This window comes from Arthrobacter sp. zg-Y844, assembly GCF_024385465.1.
Classification (GTDB): Bacteria; Actinomycetota; Actinomycetes; order Actinomycetales; family Micrococcaceae; genus Arthrobacter_B.
Genome location: NZ_JANFLS010000001.1, coordinates 262,485 through 280,555, shown reverse-complemented (window position 1 = coordinate 280,555; position 18,071 = coordinate 262,485). Strand labels below are relative to the sequence as shown.

General features: G+C 67.6%; 14 protein-coding genes. 6 read left to right on the top strand and 8 right to left on the bottom strand.

The window, feature by feature from the left end:
- Positions 1-21: 21 nt before the first annotated feature.
- From NNX35_RS01230 to hemL, 3 genes are read left to right on the top strand one after another with little or no spacing between them, the layout of a single operon-like run.
- Positions 22-885 carry a uroporphyrinogen-III synthase gene (locus tag NNX35_RS01230; RefSeq protein WP_255866779.1) on the top strand — a complete coding sequence of 288 codons (864 nt, stop codon included), beginning with the start codon at positions 22-24 and terminating at the stop codon, positions 883-885.
- Between the two features lie 34 nt (positions 886-919).
- A complete protein-coding gene (gene hemB, locus NNX35_RS01225) occupies positions 920-1,903 on the top strand; it encodes a porphobilinogen synthase (protein ID WP_255764768.1) in 984 nt (327 codons plus the stop codon).
- Entirely contained in the window at positions 1,903-3,234 is a 1,332-nt protein-coding gene (gene hemL / locus NNX35_RS01220) for a glutamate-1-semialdehyde 2,1-aminomutase (RefSeq protein WP_255764767.1), read from the top strand. Before hemB ends, hemL begins: the two co-directional genes overlap by 1 nt.
- Positions 3,235-3,314: 80 nt before the next feature.
- Here hemL and NNX35_RS01215 read toward each other — a convergent pair whose 3' ends face one another.
- The 4 genes from NNX35_RS01215 to NNX35_RS01200 form a co-directional block, all read right to left on the bottom strand.
- Positions 3,315-4,154 (bottom strand): MetQ/NlpA family ABC transporter substrate-binding protein, encoded by an 840-nt coding sequence (locus NNX35_RS01215; RefSeq protein WP_255866778.1) that lies wholly within the window; start codon positions 4,152-4,154, stop codon positions 3,315-3,317.
- A gap of 125 nt (positions 4,155-4,279) precedes the next feature.
- Positions 4,280-5,065, bottom strand: coding sequence for a methionine ABC transporter permease (locus tag NNX35_RS01210; RefSeq protein ID WP_255862700.1), 786 nt, complete (start codon positions 5,063-5,065; stop codon positions 4,280-4,282).
- Positions 5,062-6,042, bottom strand: a complete 981-nt coding sequence (locus NNX35_RS01205; protein WP_227918405.1) for a methionine ABC transporter ATP-binding protein — start codon at positions 6,040-6,042, stop codon at positions 5,062-5,064. Before NNX35_RS01205 ends, NNX35_RS01210 begins: the two co-directional genes overlap by 4 nt.
- 255 nt (positions 6,043-6,297) lie before the next feature.
- Positions 6,298-7,020, bottom strand: coding sequence for a 3'-5' exonuclease (locus NNX35_RS01200; protein WP_255862701.1), 723 nt, complete (start codon positions 7,018-7,020; stop codon positions 6,298-6,300).
- 75 nt (positions 7,021-7,095) lie between these two features.
- Between NNX35_RS01200 and NNX35_RS01195 the strand changes: the two genes are divergently transcribed.
- The 3 genes from NNX35_RS01195 to NNX35_RS01185 are packed head-to-tail and all read left to right on the top strand — an operon-like array spanning position 7,096 to position 14,386.
- A complete protein-coding gene (locus tag NNX35_RS01195) occupies positions 7,096-7,557 on the top strand; it encodes an MGMT family protein (RefSeq protein WP_255862702.1) in 462 nt (153 codons plus the stop codon).
- The gene (locus NNX35_RS01190; protein WP_255866777.1) at positions 7,554-10,859 is read left to right on the top strand and encodes an ATP-dependent DNA helicase; all 3,306 of its coding nucleotides are present in this window, start codon (positions 7,554-7,556) and stop codon (positions 10,857-10,859) included. The genes NNX35_RS01195 and NNX35_RS01190 overlap by 4 nt, the downstream gene beginning before the upstream one ends.
- Positions 10,860-10,861: 2 nt before the next feature.
- Positions 10,862-14,386 carry an ATP-dependent helicase gene (locus NNX35_RS01185; RefSeq protein ID WP_370646973.1) on the top strand — a complete coding sequence of 1,175 codons (3,525 nt, stop codon included), beginning with the start codon at positions 10,862-10,864 and terminating at the stop codon, positions 14,384-14,386.
- 42 nt (positions 14,387-14,428) lie between these two features.
- Here NNX35_RS01185 and NNX35_RS01180 read toward each other — a convergent pair whose 3' ends face one another.
- The 4 genes from NNX35_RS01180 to NNX35_RS01165 all read right to left on the bottom strand — a co-directional run bounded on the left by NNX35_RS01180 (position 14,429) and on the right by NNX35_RS01165 (position 17,989).
- Positions 14,429-15,118, bottom strand: a complete 690-nt coding sequence (locus NNX35_RS01180; protein WP_255866775.1) for a hypothetical protein — start codon at positions 15,116-15,118, stop codon at positions 14,429-14,431.
- Positions 15,115-16,053, bottom strand: coding sequence for an ABC transporter ATP-binding protein (locus tag NNX35_RS01175; protein WP_255866774.1), 939 nt, complete (start codon positions 16,051-16,053; stop codon positions 15,115-15,117). The genes NNX35_RS01180 and NNX35_RS01175 overlap by 4 nt, the downstream gene beginning before the upstream one ends.
- Positions 16,050-16,430 carry a GntR family transcriptional regulator gene (locus NNX35_RS01170; RefSeq protein ID WP_227918398.1) on the bottom strand — a complete coding sequence of 127 codons (381 nt, stop codon included), beginning with the start codon at positions 16,428-16,430 and terminating at the stop codon, positions 16,050-16,052. Before NNX35_RS01170 ends, NNX35_RS01175 begins: the two co-directional genes overlap by 4 nt.
- Positions 16,431-16,600: 170 nt before the next feature.
- Positions 16,601-17,989, bottom strand: coding sequence for a phosphotransferase (locus tag NNX35_RS01165; RefSeq protein ID WP_370646910.1), 1,389 nt, complete (start codon positions 17,987-17,989; stop codon positions 16,601-16,603).
- Positions 17,990-18,071: the final 82 nt, after the last annotated feature.

The window sequence follows — 18,071 nt, the reverse complement described above, 5'->3', positions numbered from 1 at the left end:
CCCTCTTCCGGAGCTGCTGAGATGGCGGCCAGACACAACGGTCCGGACCTCGCCGGGCTGAACGTTGTCCTACCACGCACCCCGGACCGGGCTTCGGCCATGGTCCGGGAACTGCAGGACTGCGGGGCGTCGGTGACGCTGATGCCCCTGATCGATTTCCAGTTCCCCGCGGACACCGCACTGCTGGACCGCGCACTGAATTCGTTGAAGGCCGGACGGTTCGCCTGGGTGGTCTTCACCAGTGTCACCACCGTGCGGGCCGTGACCCGCCGGTGTGCAGCGCTGGGCATCTGCCCCGAGGCCCTGGTGCCCGCCGATACCCGGATCGCGGCAGTCGGTGCCGGAACGCGGCAGGCCCTGGAAGAAGTCGGCTTCGATATCGATTTCCTGCCGGACACCGACCAATCCGCCCGCGGCCTGGCCGCATCCTGGCCGGATCCCTCCGGATCGGATCCGGAGGGCGGTGACCTGCGGGTGCTGCTGCCGCAGGCCGATATTGCCGACCCGTCCCTGCATGAGGCACTGACCGCCCTGGGCTGGGAGGTCCGCGCCGTCACCGCGTACTGCACGGTGGACTACCCGGCCACCGGCGTGCGCTTCACCCCCGCGGTGACCGGGGGAGGACTGCTGAACCCCGAGTCCTTCGCCGCGTCGGCACCGGCCGGACGCCGCGCCGTCGTCCTCACCTCCCCGAGCATCGCCCGACGGTTCGTCCGGCGCTGTGTGCCGGTACCGGCCGGAACGCTGCTGGTGGCCATCGGCGACAGCACGGCTGCGCGGATGCGTGAACTGGGTGCGGCGCCGGCTGCCGTGGCGAAGCAGCCAACGCCGGCGGGAATAGCCCACGCACTCTCCGTTGCTATGTCTACGGGTCCTACTCCCTAGTTCCCCATCATTACCGGAAGGCAGAACCATCCCCATGAGCTTCCCCCAGCACCGTCCCCGCCGCCTCCGCACCACCCCCGCCATGCGGCGGCTGACCGCTGAATTCCGGCTGGATCCGGCCGAACTGATCCTTCCGGTCTTCGTCCGTGAGGGCATCACCGAGCCCAACCCGCTCACCTCCATGCCCGGCGTCGTCCAGCACACCATGGACAGCCTGAAGAAGGCTGCTTCGGAAGCGGCAGGGCTGGGCATCGGCGGCATCATGCTGTTCGGCATCCCCGCCGAGCGTGACGCCGTCGGCAGTGCGGGCACCGATCCCAACGGCATCCTCAACCGCGGCATCGCCGCCGTCCGCGGGGAAGTCGGCGACGACCTCGTCATCATGAGCGATGTCTGCCTGGACGAATTCACCGATCACGGACACTGCGGCGTGCTGGACGAACACGGTGTCGTGGACAACGACGCCACGCTGGAAATCTACGGCCGGATGGCGGTGGAGCAGGCCCGCGCCGGCGCGCACGTGCTGGGCCCGTCGGGCATGATGGACGGACAGATCGCCGTCATCCGCCACGCCCTGGATACCGCCGGTTTCACCGATGTCTCCCTGTTCGCCTACGCCGCGAAGTACGCCTCCGCGTTCTACGGTCCCTTCCGCGAAGCCGTGGACTCCCAGCTGAAGGGTGACCGCCGGACCTACCAGATGGACGCCTCGAACCGCCGCGAGGCCCTCCTCGAAGTGGAGCTGGACCTCGAAGAAGGCGCCGATATGGTGATGGTCAAGCCGGCCATGAGCTACCTCGACGTGCTGGCCGACGTGGCCGCCATGTCCCCGGTGCCGGTGGGCGCTTACCAGATCTCCGGCGAGTACGCGATGATTGAAGCTGCCGCCGCCAACGGCTGGATTGACCGCCGCCGGGCCATCGAAGAGTCCGTGCTGGGCATCAAGCGGGCCGGCGCCAACATGATTCTCACCTACTGGGCCACCGAGCTGGCGGCCTGGCTGAAGGAAAGCAAGTAATGTCCTCACCTGTCTCCTCGTCCGAAGAACTCTTTGACCGCGCCCGGGCCCTGATGCCCGGAGGCGTGAACTCCCCGGTCCGGGCCTTCGGCTCCGTGGGCGGCACGCCGCGTTTCATGGTCTCTGCCAAGGGCCCGTACATCACCGATTCCGAGGGCCGCGAATACGTGGACCTGGTCTGCTCCTGGGGTCCGGCGCTGGTGGGTCACTCCCACCCGGACGTCCTGGCCGCCGTCCACGCAGCCGTGGACAACGGACTGTCCTTCGGTGCGTCCACCCCGGCCGAAGCCGAGCTGGCGCAGCTGGTCATGGACCGCGTGCCCGGCGTGAAGCGCCTGCGCATGGTGTCCACCGGCACCGAAGCCACCATGACCGCCATCCGGCTGGCCCGCGGCTACACCGGCCGGAACCTGGTCATCAAGTTCGCCGGCTGCTATCACGGCCACCTCGACGGGCTGCTCGCCTCCGCCGGCTCCGGCCTGGCCACCCTGGCACTGCCCGGATCGGCCGGCGTCACCGAAGCGACCGCCGCGGAAACCCTGGTACTTCCGTACAACGACGTGTCCGCCGTCGAAAAGGCGTTCGCCGAGCACGGCGCCAACATTGCCGCCGTGATCACCGAAGCCGCCCCGGCGAACATGGGCGTGGTCACTCCGGACGAGGGCTTCAACGCCGCCCTGTCCCGGATCACGGCCGAGCACGGCGCGCTGCTGATCCTCGACGAGGTACTCACCGGGTTCCGCACCGGACCGGCCGGCTACTGGGGCCTGACCGGCGGCGCAGCCGACGCAACGGAACCGTGGACGCCGGACCTGTTCACCTTCGGCAAGGTGATCGGCGGCGGCATGCCCGTGGCAGCCCTGGGCGGCCGGGCAGACGTGATGGATTACCTCGCACCGCTGGGCCCGGTCTACCAGGCCGGCACCCTCTCGGGTAACCCGATTGCGATGGCGGCCGGCGTCGCCACGCTGAAGGCCGCCACCGCCGAGGTCTACGCCAACGTTGACGCCCGTTCCGCGGAGCTCTCCGCCGCAGTGTCCGCCGAACTGGACAAGGCCGGGGTGGACCACAGCATCCAGCGCGCCGGAAGCCTCTTCAGCGTCGCCTTCGGCACGTCCGCCACCGGCGTGCACAACTACGAGCAGGCGCAGGCGCAGGAAGCCTTCCGGTATCGGCCGTTCTTCCACTCGATGCTCGACGCCGGCGTGTACCTGCCGCCGTCGGTGTTCGAGGCCTGGTTCCTGTCCGGTGCCCACGACGACGCCGCGATGAACCGGATCTACGCAGCGCTGCCGGCTGCCGCCCAGGCCGCGGCTGCGGCGCAGCCGTAAGGCCGGCCCGGCTTTTAGGGCAGTAAAAAACCCCGCACCTCCCCTTGAAACGGGAAGTGCGGGGTTTTTGTCGTCCTGCCCTAGAAAGCGGCAGTCACGTCGCCGTTCGGCCAGGTCTCTTCAATGAAGGCCTTGGTTTCGGGGGAGTGGAGCAGTTCCTCGAGCTTGTCGATCCGTGCGTCCTTGTTGCCGGTCTTCCAGACCAGGAAGTTGGCGTACGGGTTGTCCTCGGCCGATTCCACCAGCAGTGCGTCGTCGGTGTTCAGCCCGGCTTCGAGGATGTAGTTGCCGTTGATGATGGCGAGGTCCACGGTGGGATCCCCCAGGTCGTTGACCAGCAGCTCAGGGTTGTTTTCCTGGAAGTCCAGGTTCTTGAAGTTCTGTTCCTCCGTGAGGGTCAGCACCGAGGAGTCGTCGGCGATGTCCTTCACGAGGTCGGCCTCCTCAAGCATCTTCAGGGCACGGGCCTGGTTGGAGGGGTCATTGGTGACCATCACCCGGGCGCCGTCCTTGATGGAGGAGACGTCGTCGTGCTTATCGGAGAACGCGGCGTACGGCTCCACGTGGATGCCTGCGCCGTGCTCGAAGTCGTAGCCCTGCTTTTCCATCTGGGATTCCAGGTAGGGCAGGTGCTGGTAGAAGTTGACGTCGCTGTCGCCGTCGTTCAGGGAGATGTTCGGCGTGACGTAGTCGTCAAACTCCTGGATCTCGAGTTCCAGCCCGGTGCCCTCGGCGAGGTTGTCACGGACAAACTCGAGGATCCGGGCGTGCGGGGTGGGGCTGGCGCCCACGGTCAGGGTTACCGGGTTTGCGGGGTCAAGGCTGTCCACGGCGCTGGAGGCGGAATCGGATCCACCGCAAGCCGTCAGCGCCAGGGCCGTAGCCACACCGGTGGCAACGAGGGTAAGTGCTTTACGCATCGAGTGCGTTCCTTTCACGTGACCCGGGAAGCGGAACTCCGCTGTCCGGGGAAGGTGCAGCTAGCGGCTACTGGCTGCAGATCCGGCAGCGCCGGGGCAGGGCCCCGTACTGCCGAAGACGGAGACTAGACAGAGGTCTTGTCGAATTCGCGGTCCGTGCCGGTCCGGGGAACGGCGGCGGCGTCGGTGACCGCAGTGGCCGGACGGCTGCGCCGGCCGGTGCCCGCGGCGGACCGGTGGTCCACCCGGCGGGAAACGAAATCGCCGGCAAGCTGGATGATCTGTACGAGGGCCACGATGATGATGATCGTGACCACCATGACCTGCGTGTCAAAGCGCTGGACGCCGTAGTTGTAGGCCAGCCGGCCGAGACCGCCGCCGCCGACAATGCCGGCCATGGCGGAGTAGCCCACGAGGGTCACCAGCGTGGTGGTCAGGGCAGCGACGAGGCCGGGCAGGGCCTCGCGCAGCAGCACCTTGGTGACCACCTGCATCTTGGTTGATCCCATCACCAGGGCGGCATCGATCTTGCCGCCGGTGACGTCGCGGAGCGCGTTTTCCACCAGCCGTGCGAAGAACGGGATGGTCGCGATGCTCAGCGAAACGGAGGCGGCCACGGGCCCGATTGAGGTCCCGGTGATGAGGCGTGCCAGCGGAATCAGGGTCACCATGAGGATGGCGAAGGGTACCGACCGGGTGATGTTGACGATGATGTCGCTGACAATCCGGTTGACGACCTTCATCGGGAGCAGGCCCCCGGGCGCACTGACGTGCAGGAACACGCCCAGCGGCAGGCCGATCAGCAGGGTGAAGAAGCCGGAGATGCCGACCATCTGGAGGGTTTCAAGCACGGCTTCGGGCAGTGCCTTGGTGATTCCGGGGTTGTCGAAGAGTCCGGTCAGGAAGTTCATGCTGCCACCTCCACGGTGACGCCCTGCAGGGCGAGGTATTCATGGACGGCGGCCATGTCGGTGTGCGTGTCCAACTGGATGCGCAGCCGTCCGAAGCGGGTGCCGGCCAGCAGCTCGACGCTGCCGGCAAGGACGTTTACATCGGTGTCGAACCGGCGGGTGAGCGCGGAAAGCACCGGGTCCGACGTGGTCTGGCCCGTGAACAGCAGCTCCAGGACCGGGCCGCCGGGCGACGGCGGCGTTACGGGCAGCGGGATCAGCTGTTTGGCCAGGCGGCCGCGCAGGTCGGAGGCAACCTCGCGCAGCGGGCCGTGTTCCACCACCCGTCCTGCCTCGAGCAGGGATACCGAATCGCAGATCCGCTTCACCACATTCATCTCGTGCGTGATGATCAGGACCGTCAGGTCCAGGCGGCGGGTGAGATCGGAGATCAGGTCCAGGATGTCGTCCGTGGTGCTGGGGTCCAGGGCCGAGGTCGGCTCATCGCACAGGAGCACATCGGGATCGGAGGCCAGTGCCCGGGCGATGCCCACGCGCTGCTTCTGTCCGCCGGAAAGCTGGGCGGGGTACGCTCCGGCGCTGCCTTCGAGGCCAACGAGGGCCAGCAGTTCCTTCACCCGGGCGTCGATGACGCTCTTCTTCGTGCCCACCAGCTCCAGCGGGTGGGCGATGTTGGCGGCGGCGGTGCGGGAGTCCATGAGGTTCGCGTGCTGGAACACCATGCCGATCCGGCGGCGGGCCGCGCGGATCTCGGAGTCCTTCACAGCGGTCAGCTCACGGCCGTCGATGGTGACCGAGCCCGACGTCGGCCGGTCCAGCAGGGTCAGGCAGCGGACCAGGGTGGACTTTCCGGCACCGGAGTGGCCGATGATCCCGTGGATCGAACCCTTGGGCACGCTCAGGCTCACGCCGTCCAGTGCAGTGACCATGCGGTCGCCCTGCCGGTAGACCTTGCGAAGGTCGGTAACTGTGATCATTCGTCCTCGTCATATGCGTTCAATGGCCGGACCGGAGCATGGGGAAGGGGGCACGGTTCTGTGCCGTGCCCAAATGCCGGCTGTGCGGAGGGTGCCTGCCAATCTCGTGGCGCGAGACGGTACGCGCGCGTAGGAACGCGGGTACGCCTGGGGCGCCATCAGCGCCAAACACAGTAACCAGTATCGCATGGTGGCCGCCGCGCTCCGGCCAAAGTGACGGCCCGTGAAGGAGCCGGGACGGCGGCCGCGGAGGGGTCAGGCCGGGTCGAGGACGGACCCGGGCGCGTGGTCCGGTGCGGCACGGAACGGCCAGCTGCCGTCGATCACGGCTTCCGGCTCCCGGCGCCGCAGGTATTCCTGGAAGCTGGCAGCCTGGCCTGCCGCCCAGCCGATCTGGGACTCGTGCAAGGTGCGCGCATCGCACTGCAGCTCCGGATACTTCGCGGCCATGACTGCCGCCACGGACAGGGTGGCGGCGACGTCGGCCGCTGAGGTGTGTGCGTTCTCGAACCCCACGCCGTAGTGCTCGGCCATGGCGGTGAGGGTGCGCTTGCCGCGGCGGAACCGGTCCACCTGCTTGTCCAGGATGTACGGATCGATAACGGGAACCGGATGGGGAGCCGTGAGGCCGAAGCGCTCGCATTCGCGGGCCAGGACCGTGAAGTCGTAGCAGGCGTTGAAAGCCAGGACGGGAATGCCGGCTGCGAACATGCCGGCCAGCACCTCGGCCACCTCGGCCGTGACGGCGGCAGGGTTCCCGCCCTCCGCCCGGGCGCGTTCATTGGTGATGCCGTGGATGGCTGCCGCCTCGGCGGGGATCGGGATCTCGGGGCAGGCCAGCCACTCGTGGTGCTGCAGGGTTTCGCCCCGGCCGTTGACCAGGATGATGGATGCGGTGACGATCCGCGCGGTCTGCGGGTCCCGGCCCGTGGTCTCCAGGTCGAAGGCCGCCCGGGGAAGTTCATACCAGCTGTTCATGCCTCAAACCTATCGGGGAGCGGTGACATTCCCGGGATTGGCGGCGGCGCCGCCGGCATCGGTACCCTACTGGATATGCGCAGGGACTACGCCGACGCGGTGCTGGCTGTGGCCGATCTCATACCGCCCGGGCGCGTGCTCTCCTATGGCGACATAGCCGAACTGCTCGACGCCGGCGGCCCGCGCCAGGTAGGCGCGGTAATGTCCGCACGCGGCTCCGAGGTGTGCTGGTGGCGGGTCCTGCGGTCCTCGGGACAACCCCCGCGCTGCCATGAAGGGCGCGCCTGGGAACACTACCGGCTCGAGGGCACCCCGGTGCGCGGGACGGCGGACGACGACGGCGCGGGCTACCGGGTGCGGATCGAAGCCGCCCGCTGGCAGCCCGACGAGGCGGAATGGGACCGTTTGGACCGCCTGCGGACCGGTCTGCAGAACACCCAGCGGGCCGCCCCGGAGGTGCCGGACTCCACCGGCCGGCAACCACCGGCGGCACCGATATCAGGAATGTCGGAGGGACATGATGAAGTGGAACCATGAGCGTTGAACTCCAACTCGTCGGTCCGGCTGCAAGCGCATTGTCAGCGCCCCGGCTCAGCGCAGACCAGCAGGCCGTGGTGGACCTGCCAACGGGCAGCGGCCCCGTGCTCGTCCTCGGAGCGCCGGGAACCGGCAAGTCCACCGTCCTGGTGGAAGCCGCCGTCGCACGGATTGAACGCGACGGGCTTGATCCTTCCCATCTGCTGATGCTCGCCCCCTCACGGCTTGCCGCTGCGGGCCTGCGGGATGCGCTCTCGGCACGGCTGCAGGGAACCCTGAGCACCGCGCCCGCCCGCACCTGGGCCTCCTACGCCTTCGACCTGATCCGGCGCGCCAAGACCGAAGGCCGCCTGCCCTACATCACGCGGGCTCCGAAGCTGCTCTCCGGCGCCGAACAGGACGTCATCATCAAGGAACTGCTGGCAGGGCACGGACAGCAGGGGGTGCCGGAACTGCCCTGGCCGGACAGCCTGGACCTTGCCCTGGGGACCCGCGGTTTCCGACAGGAAATCCGCCAGCTCTTCGACCGCGTCATTGAATACGGCATCTCCGCCGAGGAGCTGCGCGAGCTGGGTGAGCGGCACGGCCGTCCGGACTGGGTGGCCGCCGCGGAACTCTACGCCGAGTACCGGGACGTCCTGGACCTGCGCATGCCGGAGTCCTTTGATCCGGCAGGCATCATCACGTCAGCCCTCAACATCCTGCACTCGGATCCGGAATTCCTGGCCGCCGAGCGGGAACGCCAGCAGCTGGTGCTGGTGGATGACCTGCAGGAAGCCAACCCGGCCATCCACAGCCTCTACGCGCTGCTCGCCGGCACCGGGGACTCCATCGCCGCCGCCTGCCCCGACACCGTGGTGCAGGGCTTCCGCGGCGCCCGCCCGGATCTGGTGGGCCAGCTGGGCAGGCATTTTGACGGCCGCCTCCAGACCCGCGTCCTGACCACCTCGCACCGGCTGACCGGTTCGCTGGCGGGAGCCTGGACCCGGACGGCCTCACGGATTTCCGTGGTCGGCCAGCTGCCGTCCTACCGCACCGCCGTGGCCGATGCCCGGTTCATCGGGAAAGCGCCGGCACATGTTCCAGCCGACGGCGGAACCCCCGACGACGCACCGGGTCCCGACGCTCCGGAAGCCGATGCCGCTCCGCTGGCGGGTACTGCCGAGGCCCATGTAGTGGACACCCCCATGCATGAGCAGCGCTACGTGGCGCAGCGGATCCTGGAAGCCCAGCTGCTGCAGGGCCGTTCGCTCGAGGACATCGCCGTCATTGTCCGGACCGGTGCCCAATTGGCTGCCCTCCAGCGCTACCTCACCGGCCAGGGGATCGAAGTCAAGGTCCCCGTCGCCGAGCGGGCGGTCCGCGATGAAGCCGCCGTCCGCCCGCTGCTGGACGCGTTCGCCGTCGTACTGGATCCGGACCTGCTGACCCCTGAGCTGGCGGTGTCCCTGCTGACTTCGCGCATCGGCGGCGCCAGCACGCTGGAACTGCGCCGGCTGCGGCAGGCACTGCGCCGGGAAGAACGCAGCGCCGGCGGCGGACGGACCAGTGACGTATTGCTGGTGGAGTCGCTGCTTGACCCGGAATCGGAATCCGGCCGGGCCCTTGCGGGCCTGAGCTGGGATGCCCGCCCGGCCGCCCAGCGCATCTCAGCCATGCTGGCCGCGGGCCGGGCAGCAGTCCAGGAGCCGGGAGCCACGGCGGAGACCGTCCTGTGGGCGTTGTGGTCCGTTTCCGGCTGGTCCAAACGCTGGGCGGAAACCGCGCTGTCCGGAGGCCCGGGTGCCTCCCGCGCGGACCGGGACCTGGACGCGATCATGGCACTGTTCCAGACCGCTGAACGCTATGTCGACCAGCTGCCAGGCTCCACCCCGGCCCAGTTCCTGGACTACCTCACCAGTTCAGAGCTGCCCATGGATACGTTGGCCGCCCGTGCCCAGCGCCGCGAAGCAGTGGAACTGCTCACCCCGGCCAGTGCTGCGGGCCGGGAATGGCCGATGGTGATAGTCGCCGGCATCCAGCAGGATGTGTGGCCCAACCTGCGCCTGCGCGGTGAACTGCTGGGTAGCGGCGAGCTGGTGGCAGCGGTCGAGCACGGCGACAATTTCCGGGCACACCGCAGCCCGTTGACACTGATGCAGTCCATCCGATTTGACGAACTGCGCAGCTTCTCCACCGCCATTTCGCGTGCCCGCGAAGTACTGATCTGCACGGCCGTCTCGTCCGAAGACGAGCAGCCCTCGTCCTTCCTTGACCTCGTGGCGCCGCTGGAACCGGGGGCGGAAAAACGGCAGCGCACCGAAGTCCTGCGCCCCCACACCCTGCGCTCGCTGGTGGCCGAACTGCGCCGTTACGCGCAGCAGCCCGCGGAAGATCCGGAAGCAGCCGCCGAAGCCGTCCATCATCTGGGGACCATGCTGAACCACCCCGTTCCGGTCCCGGGAGCCCACCCGGAGCAGTGGTGGGGGCTCGCCCCGCTGTCCAGCACTGCGCCCATCCTGCCCCCGGACGCGCGGATCCCGGTGTCACCCTCCAAGGTCGACGCCGTGCTGAAGTCACCCCTGAGCTGGTTCGTCTCCGCTGCGGGCGGCGAGCAGGCCACCGACTTCGCCCGTTCACTGGGCACGCTGGTGCATTCCATTGCCCAGGACATGCCCGACGCCGCCGGCAGCGAGTACGTGCAGGAGCTGCAGAAACGCTGGCCGTCCCTGGGCATGAAGGACAACTGGGAAGGCCAGATGGACTACCAGCGGGCCGAAACCATGGTCCGCAAGCTCGCCGAGTACGTCATCACCATGCGCCGCAGCGGCCGGGCCCTCGTCGCGGTCGAAAAGGACTTCGAGGTGGAACTGCCGGTGGAGATCGACGGCGCCGTCCGCACCGCCCTGCTGCGCGGGCAGATCGACCGGCTGGAAGCCGACGAGCACGGCCGGCTGTTCATCGTGGATTTGAAGACCGGCAAATCGGCCCCGAAGAAGGACGACCTGCAGGGCCACCCGCAGCTGGCCGCCTACCAGGAGGCGGTGCGCGAAGGCGCGCTGCCGGACGCCCCTCCGGTGCCCGGCGGAGCCGCCCTGGTGCAGCTGGGCACCACGAACAAGGGCGTTTCCGTCCAGGAACAGCCGCCGCTGGATCCCGATGACACCACGGCGCGGGACATGGTCCGCAATGCGGCGGCGCTGATGTCCGCCGCGTTCTTCGAGACCGTCCACGACCCGGGCCGCAGCGGTTTTGGCGGCAACGGCTGCCGGCTGCCCGAAATCTGTCCCATCTGTGCTGAAGGAAAGCAGGTCACCGAGTGAGCGTGCCCGTAACGGTGCCGGGGGAACTGCCGGAAGCGGCGCCCGTCCCGAAGTACTCCGCCCGGGAGCTGGCGGAACTGCTGCACACCGACCCCAACAAGCCGGTGGAGTACCCCACCGATGACCAGGCCGGGATCATCGAAGGTCCCCTCGAACCCCTGCTGGTCATTGCCGGTGCCGGGTCGGGCAAAACCAAGACCATGGCGGACCGGGTGGTCTGGCTTGTGGCTAACGAGCTGGTCCGGCCCGAAGAGATCCTCGGGGTCACCTTCACCCGCAAGGCGGCCGGGGAGCTGGCCTCACGCATCCGGGCGCGCCTGAACCTGCTCTATCACCAGCTCGACGCCGGGCCGGGCGGTGCCGCGGATCCGGACACCGCCGGCGGCGGCGAGGAACGGATGGAGCCCAGTGTTTCCACCTACCATTCCTACGCGAACGGGATCGTGAACGATTACGGCCTGCGGATCGGCGTCGAACGTGATTCAGTCATGCTCGGCGGCGCGCAGTCCTGGCAGCTGGCCAACGAAGTGGTGGAAGCCTATTCCGGTGAGTACGAACATTTCACCGCAGCCAAGTCCACCCTGGTCGGGGCGGTGCTGCAGATGGCCGGCGAATGCTCCGAACACCTGCGCACCCCTGCCGAGGTCCGTGCCGAGCTCGAAGCCCACGTGGCCGCGGTCACGGCCCTGCCGTACCAGTTCGGCAAGCCGAAGGAACCCACCCAGGCGGCCAGGAAGCTGATCAACCGCCTTCGCACGCGCATCTCCGTGACCGAACTGGTGGAAGCGTACCGGCAGGCCAAGGCGGAACGCCGGCAGCTGGACTTCGGCGACCTCGTGGAACTGGCCGCCCGGATTGCCGCCACCATCCCCGAAGCCGTGGAAATGGAGCGCGCCAAGTTCAAGGTGGTGCTGCTGGACGAGTTCCAGGACACCTCCCACGCGCAGATGGTGCTTTTCTCCAACTTGTTCGGCGACGGCCGCTCCGTCACCGCCGTGGGGGATCCGCATCAGTCCATTTACGGGTTCCGCGGGGCCTCGGCCGGGCAGCTGGGCACCTTCCGGGAGAAGTTCCCGCTGTTCACCGACACCGGCCGGGAACTGGCGCCGCTGGCGAACCTGTCCGTCGCGTGGCGGAACTCCACCTCGGTGCTGGCGGCTGCCAACACCGTCTCCACCCCGCTCAACGGGGTTGCCCCGTGGCTTAAGCACCAGCGCCTGCCGCACGTACCCGAGCTGCAGGCCAAGCCCCTCGCCCCCGTAGGCGAGGTGTATCTGGGCCGCTACCTCTGTGATGTCTCGGTGGAGCCGGGCAAGGGCACGCCGGAACGGATCCTGGGGGAAGCCGAGGCCGTAGCCGAGCAGGTGGCGTTCCACCGCAGCCGCAAAGCGGAGCTCGGCGGGCACGATGACCGCGGGAAGGAACTGACGCCCACGGTGGCGGTGCTGTGCCGGGGGCGGAAGCAGTTCGAACCGATACGCAAGGAACTGGAGCTGCGGGGGATTCCGGTGCAGATTGTCGGGCTGGGCGGACTGCTGTCCACCCCGGAAGTGGTTGACCTGCTCGCTGTCCTGCGGGTCCTGGGTGACCCGGGGCGTTCCGATTCGATGCTGCGGATCCTGGCCGGAGCCCGGTGGCGGATTGGACCGGCGGACCTCATGGCACTGGCTGACTGGTCCCGGCACCTGGTCCGCGTCCGTGAACGGGCCGTGCGGGTTGCCGACGCTGCGGATATCCACGGCCCGGACGAAGGTCCGGACCTTGTTGTGGAGGCGGACTTGGTGGAGGCCGGCAGCCTGGTGGAAGCCGTGGACTCGCTGCCGCGTCCCGGCTGGGTGTCCAACGCCGGAAGGTCCCTCTCCGAAGAGGGTCTGAATCGCCTGACCCGGCTGCGGAACGAGCTCCGGGACCTGCGCGGTTTTGTCGGCGAGGACCTGACCACGCTGATCGGGGAAGTGGAACGCCGGATCCTGCTTGACATCGAGGTCGCCGCCAAGCCCGGCGTGACCCTGCACGAGTCCCGGCGGAACCTGGACGCCTTCATCGACGCCGCAGCCACCTTCAGCTCGTCCGCCGAACGGGTGGATCTGGCTGCGTTCCTGGCGTGGCTGGAAGCGGCCAACACCGAGGAAAACGGGCTGCCCGTGACGCCGCTTGAGCCGAGCCGGGAAGCGGTCCAGCTCCTCACGGTCCATGCGTCCAAGGGCCTGGAATGGGACATCGTGGTGGTTCCGGGCCTGAACGAAACCTCGTTCCCCAATGACAAGGATTCGCGCTGGAGCAGCGGTGACGCCGCGATCCCGTGGACGCTGCGCGGTGACAGCCTGGACCTGCCGCAGTGGGACTGGGAACAGGTGGACCAGAAGTCCTGGCTGGAAAGCGAGAAGCTCTTCAGCGAAGATGCCAAGGGCCATGCCGAACGCGAGGAACGCCGGCTGGCCTACGTGGCGTTCACCCGCGCCAAGTCCGTGCTGATCTGCACCTCCTCCGCCTGGGGCGGGGGGCGGTCAAAGGCGTTGGGAGTGTCGCGCTACCTGCAGGACCTCTACGACCTGGAGCAGTCCGGAGCCCCGGGCTACCGGCTCCTGCACTGGGTCGCCACCGAAGATGAGGGGACAGAAAACCCGGCCAACGCCGAGGCGGAACGGGCGGTATGGCCGGTTGACCCGCTGGGACCGCGCCGGCAGGCGATGCAGGCCGCCGCAGAGGCCGTGCTGGAATCGGCCGGAAGCCGGGCGGCAAAGGCCCGGAACCTGAACGGGGCCGTGGGGGAGGGCCCGGGAGGAGAACGTCAGTCCGGGCAGGATTCCGGGCCTGCTGATACCGCCGCTGCGTCGCTGATCGGGCGCTGGAGCCGCGAAACGGAACTGGTGCTGGCGCGGCACCGTCCGCCGAACGAGGTGGTGCAGGTGGAGCTTCCCGCCCACATTTCGGCGTCCATGCTGGTGGATCTGAAGGACAACCCGGCGGAGGTTACCCGGCAGCTCCGCCGTCCGGTGCCGAGGCAACCGGGCATGGCCGCCCGCAAGGGCACGGCCTTCCACGCCTGGGTCGAGGAATTCTTCGGTACCAGCGGCATGCTGGACATCGATGAATACCCCGGGGCTGCCGACGCCTATGTGGATGAGGCCTATCAGCTGGAGGACATGATTGCCACGTTCGAGGCCTCGGACTGGGCGCAGCGGACGCCGGCCTTCATTGAGGTGCCGGTGGAGACCAAGGTGGACACCGTCGTCGTCCGCGGCCGGATCGACGCCGTGTTCCAGGACGCGGACGGCACGTGGGACCTCATCGACTGGAAAACCGGTGCTCCGCCGTCGTCGCAGAAGCTCGATGTGCGCTCCGTGCAGCTCGCCGTGTACCGGCTGGCCTGGGCACGGCTCAAGGGGGTTCCGCTGGAGCAGGTACGGGCTGCCTTCTACTATGTGGCCGCCGATAAGCTGGTGCGGCCGTATAACCTGGCGGGCGAAGACGAACTCGAGGAGATCATCCGGGAGGCAGCAAAAACCCCGTCCGCCGGATACTGATTCGGCGGACGGGGTTCGGGCGGCTGGACCGGTCGGGGAGGGTCAGGGAACGGCTCGCCGAAGCGTGGCGTAGGACGTGAGGGCAAGCAGCGCACCGGCAGCCAGCAGCCAGCCGGCCAGGGAGAGCGGCGTCAGCTGCACTATCCAGGCGCCGACGGAGGGCCAGGCCTCCCGCCAGGTGATCAAGGCGATGACTCCCAGCAGGGCGGCGCCGGCGCCCACCAGTGCTGCCGTGAGTCCAATCGGCCGCCAGCGCTTGTAGATGGTCGAACTCCAGAAGCCCAGCAGGAACAGCAGGATGGTGACCGCGAAATAGAAGAGGATCTGGGTGGACCAGGCGCCCTCGGCAATCCACGGGATGGCGAAGATGGCACCCTTCATGCCCCAGCCGTCGGTTGCCTGCTCCACCAGGCCCAGCACCCAGTACAGGACCGCGAGAGCCAGGGCGACCAGGGAGAACAGGCCGATGGTGCCGACGTAGAAGGCGCGGCGGCTGACGCTGAGGGCCTGCGAGAACGGGAAAAGCAGGGTCATGGCCTGGATGCCCAAGGCAAAGAAGTACCACATCACGGCCTGCCCGGAGCCCGAAATGACGTTCGATGCGTCGTCGGGGATCATCGCGAAGATGGCCAGCGAAATCAGCGTGGAGGCAACCAGGATAATCAGCGGGATCCACAGGTAGATCCATTTATTGGTCAGCTGCATTCGCGCCACGGCTACTGCACGGTTCATTGGAACGCCTCCAGGCTGTCTGTTGCCGCAGTGCCGGACGGCTTCTCTACGCCATCGGCCTGCAGGGTCTTGCGGACAATGAGTTGCTGCAGGGATACCGGGGTCAGCTGCAACCCAAGCTCTGCGGCTTCCCGACGCCCGGCGTCGTCCAGCCGATGCTCTACGGTCACCGAGGCAAGGGACCCCAGGGCTTCGCGGTGCAGTACCGGGTACCCGGTGATGAAGGCCTCGACGACGTCCGCAGTGCCGGTGATGGTTACGGCGCTGCCCCTGATGTTCTCTGCGTCGTCATTCAGGACAATCCTGCCGCTGTCGATCACGATCACATGCTCCAGGAGAAGGGCGACCTCGTCGATCAGATGCGAGGAAAGCACGATGGTGCGGGGATGCTCTGCGAAGTCTTCAACCAGCCGGTCGTAGAAAATCTGGCGGGCCACGGCGTCGAGCCCCAGGTAGGGCTCGTCAAAGAAGGTGATTTCCGCCCGCGATGCCAGTCCGAGAACCACTCCGACGGCGGAAAGCTGGCCGCGGGATAGCTTTTTCAACCGGCGCTTGACCGGCAGGCGGAATTCCTCCGCGAGCGAGGCGGCGAACCCGGCATCCCAGTTCGGATACAGGAGCCCGGCGGATGCGAAGGCGTTGGCCGCGGTGAAATCGTCCGGGTACTTCTGCGATTCGCGGACGAAGCAGAGCCGCCGCAGCACCCGGTCATTTTCGAAGGGGTGTTCTCCGAAGACCCGTACCTCGCCGGAAGACTCAAAGCCCTGGGCCGTGAGGATGGACATCAAGGTGGTCTTGCCCGCTCCGTTGCGTCCGAGCAGCCCGTAAATGCGGCCGCCGGAGATATCCAGGTCGACGTTGTCGAGCGCTAGCTGGTCCCGGTAACGGCGCGTAAGGTTCCGGGTTTCTATCACGTTCGTGGTGCCGGCAGTCATGGCGCCATGCTCCCTTCGGTGTCGACGGCGCTGCGCTGAATCAATCCGGCGAGCTGGGTGCCGTCAATACCCAGCTTCCGCGCTTCGATTGTCAACGGACGGACGTACTGCTCATAAAACTGTTCCCGCCGCTTTTTGAGGACGGCTTCCCTGGCTCCGGGCGCCACGAACATACCGATGCCCCTGCGCTTATAGAGGATTCCCTCATCCACAAGGAGGTTGATGCCCTTGGCCGCCGTCGCCGGGTTGATCCGGTAAAAGGCCGCGAACTCATTGGTGGAAGGCACCTGGCTCTCCTCCTTGAGGGTTTCGTCAAGGATGTCGCCTTCGACGCGTTCGGCGATCTGCTGGAAGATCGGCCTGCTGTCATCTATCAAAGCGGCTCCTGTGGTTTCGCCCCGGGGACGCACGTCCCCGGTTCGCTACTTGCTTGGTTCATTACTGATGTAACTAACCTAGGGCAGGAACCGAGACATTGCAATAGCTCTTAAAAGAAAAAGGTGCCCCGCCGGAATTCGGCGGGGCACCCGAGCGTAGGCGTGCTGGGCTACTTCTCAGGGACCGGGGTCAGCGGGAGGGCCGTTGTTTCGGTCCCCGGCTGGCTCGTGTCGGACTCTCCTTCGCGGGAAGAGCTGCCAACGGAAGCGTTGTCCGCCTCAGAATCAGCATCGGTTTCCGGATCGTTCCCGGAGCCGGTGTCCACGCCGGAAGCTGCGGCTTCATCCGCTGCGGCTTCCCCTGGTGTTCCTTCATCGGGGGCTAATGTTCCCCGCACACTCTCATCAGGTTCCGGGCGGTCCGTTGCCGTTGCCGTTGCGGTTTCGGTGCCGTTTTCCGTGTCCGACCCGGTGCCGGTATCGACCACGCGGTTGACACTGCCGGTGTCCGGGCCGGTGTCGTTTCCGCCTGACGCCGCAGGTGCCGCGTCCGGAGCAATGGGGACAACGGTAACCTTGGCGGCAGCCGGCCGGGCGGCCGCCGCGGCAGCGGCGTCGGCTTCCGCTGCCCGGGCGTCGGCAGCGCGGGCCTGGCTGTCCCGCCGGTCCGACGCTTCCTGGGCCAGTACGTCTTCTTCGAGGGTGCCGAGCATCTCCACGGCTTCGTCGACCATGGTGGAGTTCTCTGCGGCGACGCCGCGCACCAGCCACTGCGCGAGGGCGAATTCCGCAGACAAAGCTGCCCGGCGGATCAGGTGCGGATCCTCGGGATCGTTGCTGGCTTCCAAATAGGCAGCGTGCACGGTCTCCGTGAACCGGGGATCGTTGGCCGCGATCAACCACGCAAAATCATCTGCCGGGTCGCCCACCCGGAGGTCGGTCCAGCCGGTGACCGCACTGACCCGTTCGCCGGTCAGCAGGATGTTGTCTTCATGCAGGTCGCCGTGGACCACGGTGGGCTTGAAACGCCACAGCGAGACGTCTTCCAGCGCGTGCTCCCAGCGCCGCAGCAGTACAGCGGGGATCTTGCCGGTGGTGGCCGCCTGGTCCAGCTCGTTCAGGCGCCGCTGCCGGAACTCGTTGGCGCTGTAACTCGGCAGGTCCGCGGAGGTGACCAGTTCCCGGGGAATGGCGTGGATCGCGGCCATGGCCCGGCCGATCTCCATGGCGACGGAACTCCCGGCCGTCACCAGGGCATCAATGCTCCGGAGGGCGCCCGGCAGGTGGGAATAGACAAAAGTGCATAGCTCGCCTTGGCGGACGGTGCCGGCAACATACGGCAGCGCGAACGGCAATTCGGCCCTCACCGCCGGGACAAATGTGCGCAGGACCAGCAGTTCGGTCTCCAGGCGCATACTGGCCTCGAGGTGTTTGGGGGACCGGACGCGCCACCTGCGCCCGGCGTCGTCAAGCAGCAGCGCCGCGTCAAAATCCGCAGCGTCGTCCGGGGAACCGGCAACGCCGGTAGGGGTCAGCCCTGGGACGGCAGCGCTGGCCATTGCAGCCAATTCCATGGGGGTCCGTTTCACATCTTCAACCGTAGGGGCAGATGTGGTCCGAATAACCATTGGCGGGCGGCGA

What these genes read in the sequence shown, in the direction of transcription:
- NNX35_RS01230 (WP_255866779.1), top strand. Translation starts at nt 22, where the DNA reads ATGGCGGCCAGACACAACGGTCCGGACCTCGCCGGGCTGAACGTTGTC.
- hemB (WP_255764768.1), top strand. Translation starts at nt 920, where the DNA reads ATGAGCTTCCCCCAGCACCGTCCCCGCCGCCTCCGCACCACCCCCGCC.
- hemL (WP_255764767.1), top strand. Translation starts at nt 1,903, where the DNA reads ATGTCCTCACCTGTCTCCTCGTCCGAAGAACTCTTTGACCGCGCCCGG.
- NNX35_RS01215 (WP_255866778.1), bottom strand. Translation starts at nt 4,154, where the DNA reads ATGCGTAAAGCACTTACCCTCGTTGCCACCGGTGTGGCTACGGCCCTG.
- NNX35_RS01210 (WP_255862700.1), bottom strand. Translation starts at nt 5,065, where the DNA reads ATGAACTTCCTGACCGGACTCTTCGACAACCCCGGAATCACCAAGGCA.
- NNX35_RS01205 (WP_227918405.1), bottom strand. Translation starts at nt 6,042, where the DNA reads ATGATCACAGTTACCGACCTTCGCAAGGTCTACCGGCAGGGCGACCGC.
- NNX35_RS01200 (WP_255862701.1), bottom strand. Translation starts at nt 7,020, where the DNA reads ATGAACAGCTGGTATGAACTTCCCCGGGCGGCCTTCGACCTGGAGACC.
- NNX35_RS01195 (WP_255862702.1), top strand. Translation starts at nt 7,096, where the DNA reads ATGCGCAGGGACTACGCCGACGCGGTGCTGGCTGTGGCCGATCTCATA.
- NNX35_RS01190 (WP_255866777.1), top strand. Translation starts at nt 7,554, where the DNA reads ATGAGCGTTGAACTCCAACTCGTCGGTCCGGCTGCAAGCGCATTGTCA.
- NNX35_RS01180 (WP_255866775.1), bottom strand. Translation starts at nt 15,118, where the DNA reads ATGAACCGTGCAGTAGCCGTGGCGCGAATGCAGCTGACCAATAAATGG.
- NNX35_RS01175 (WP_255866774.1), bottom strand. Translation starts at nt 16,053, where the DNA reads ATGACTGCCGGCACCACGAACGTGATAGAAACCCGGAACCTTACGCGC.
- NNX35_RS01165 (WP_370646910.1), bottom strand. Translation starts at nt 17,989, where the DNA reads ATGGCCAGCGCTGCCGTCCCAGGGCTGACCCCTACCGGCGTTGCCGGT.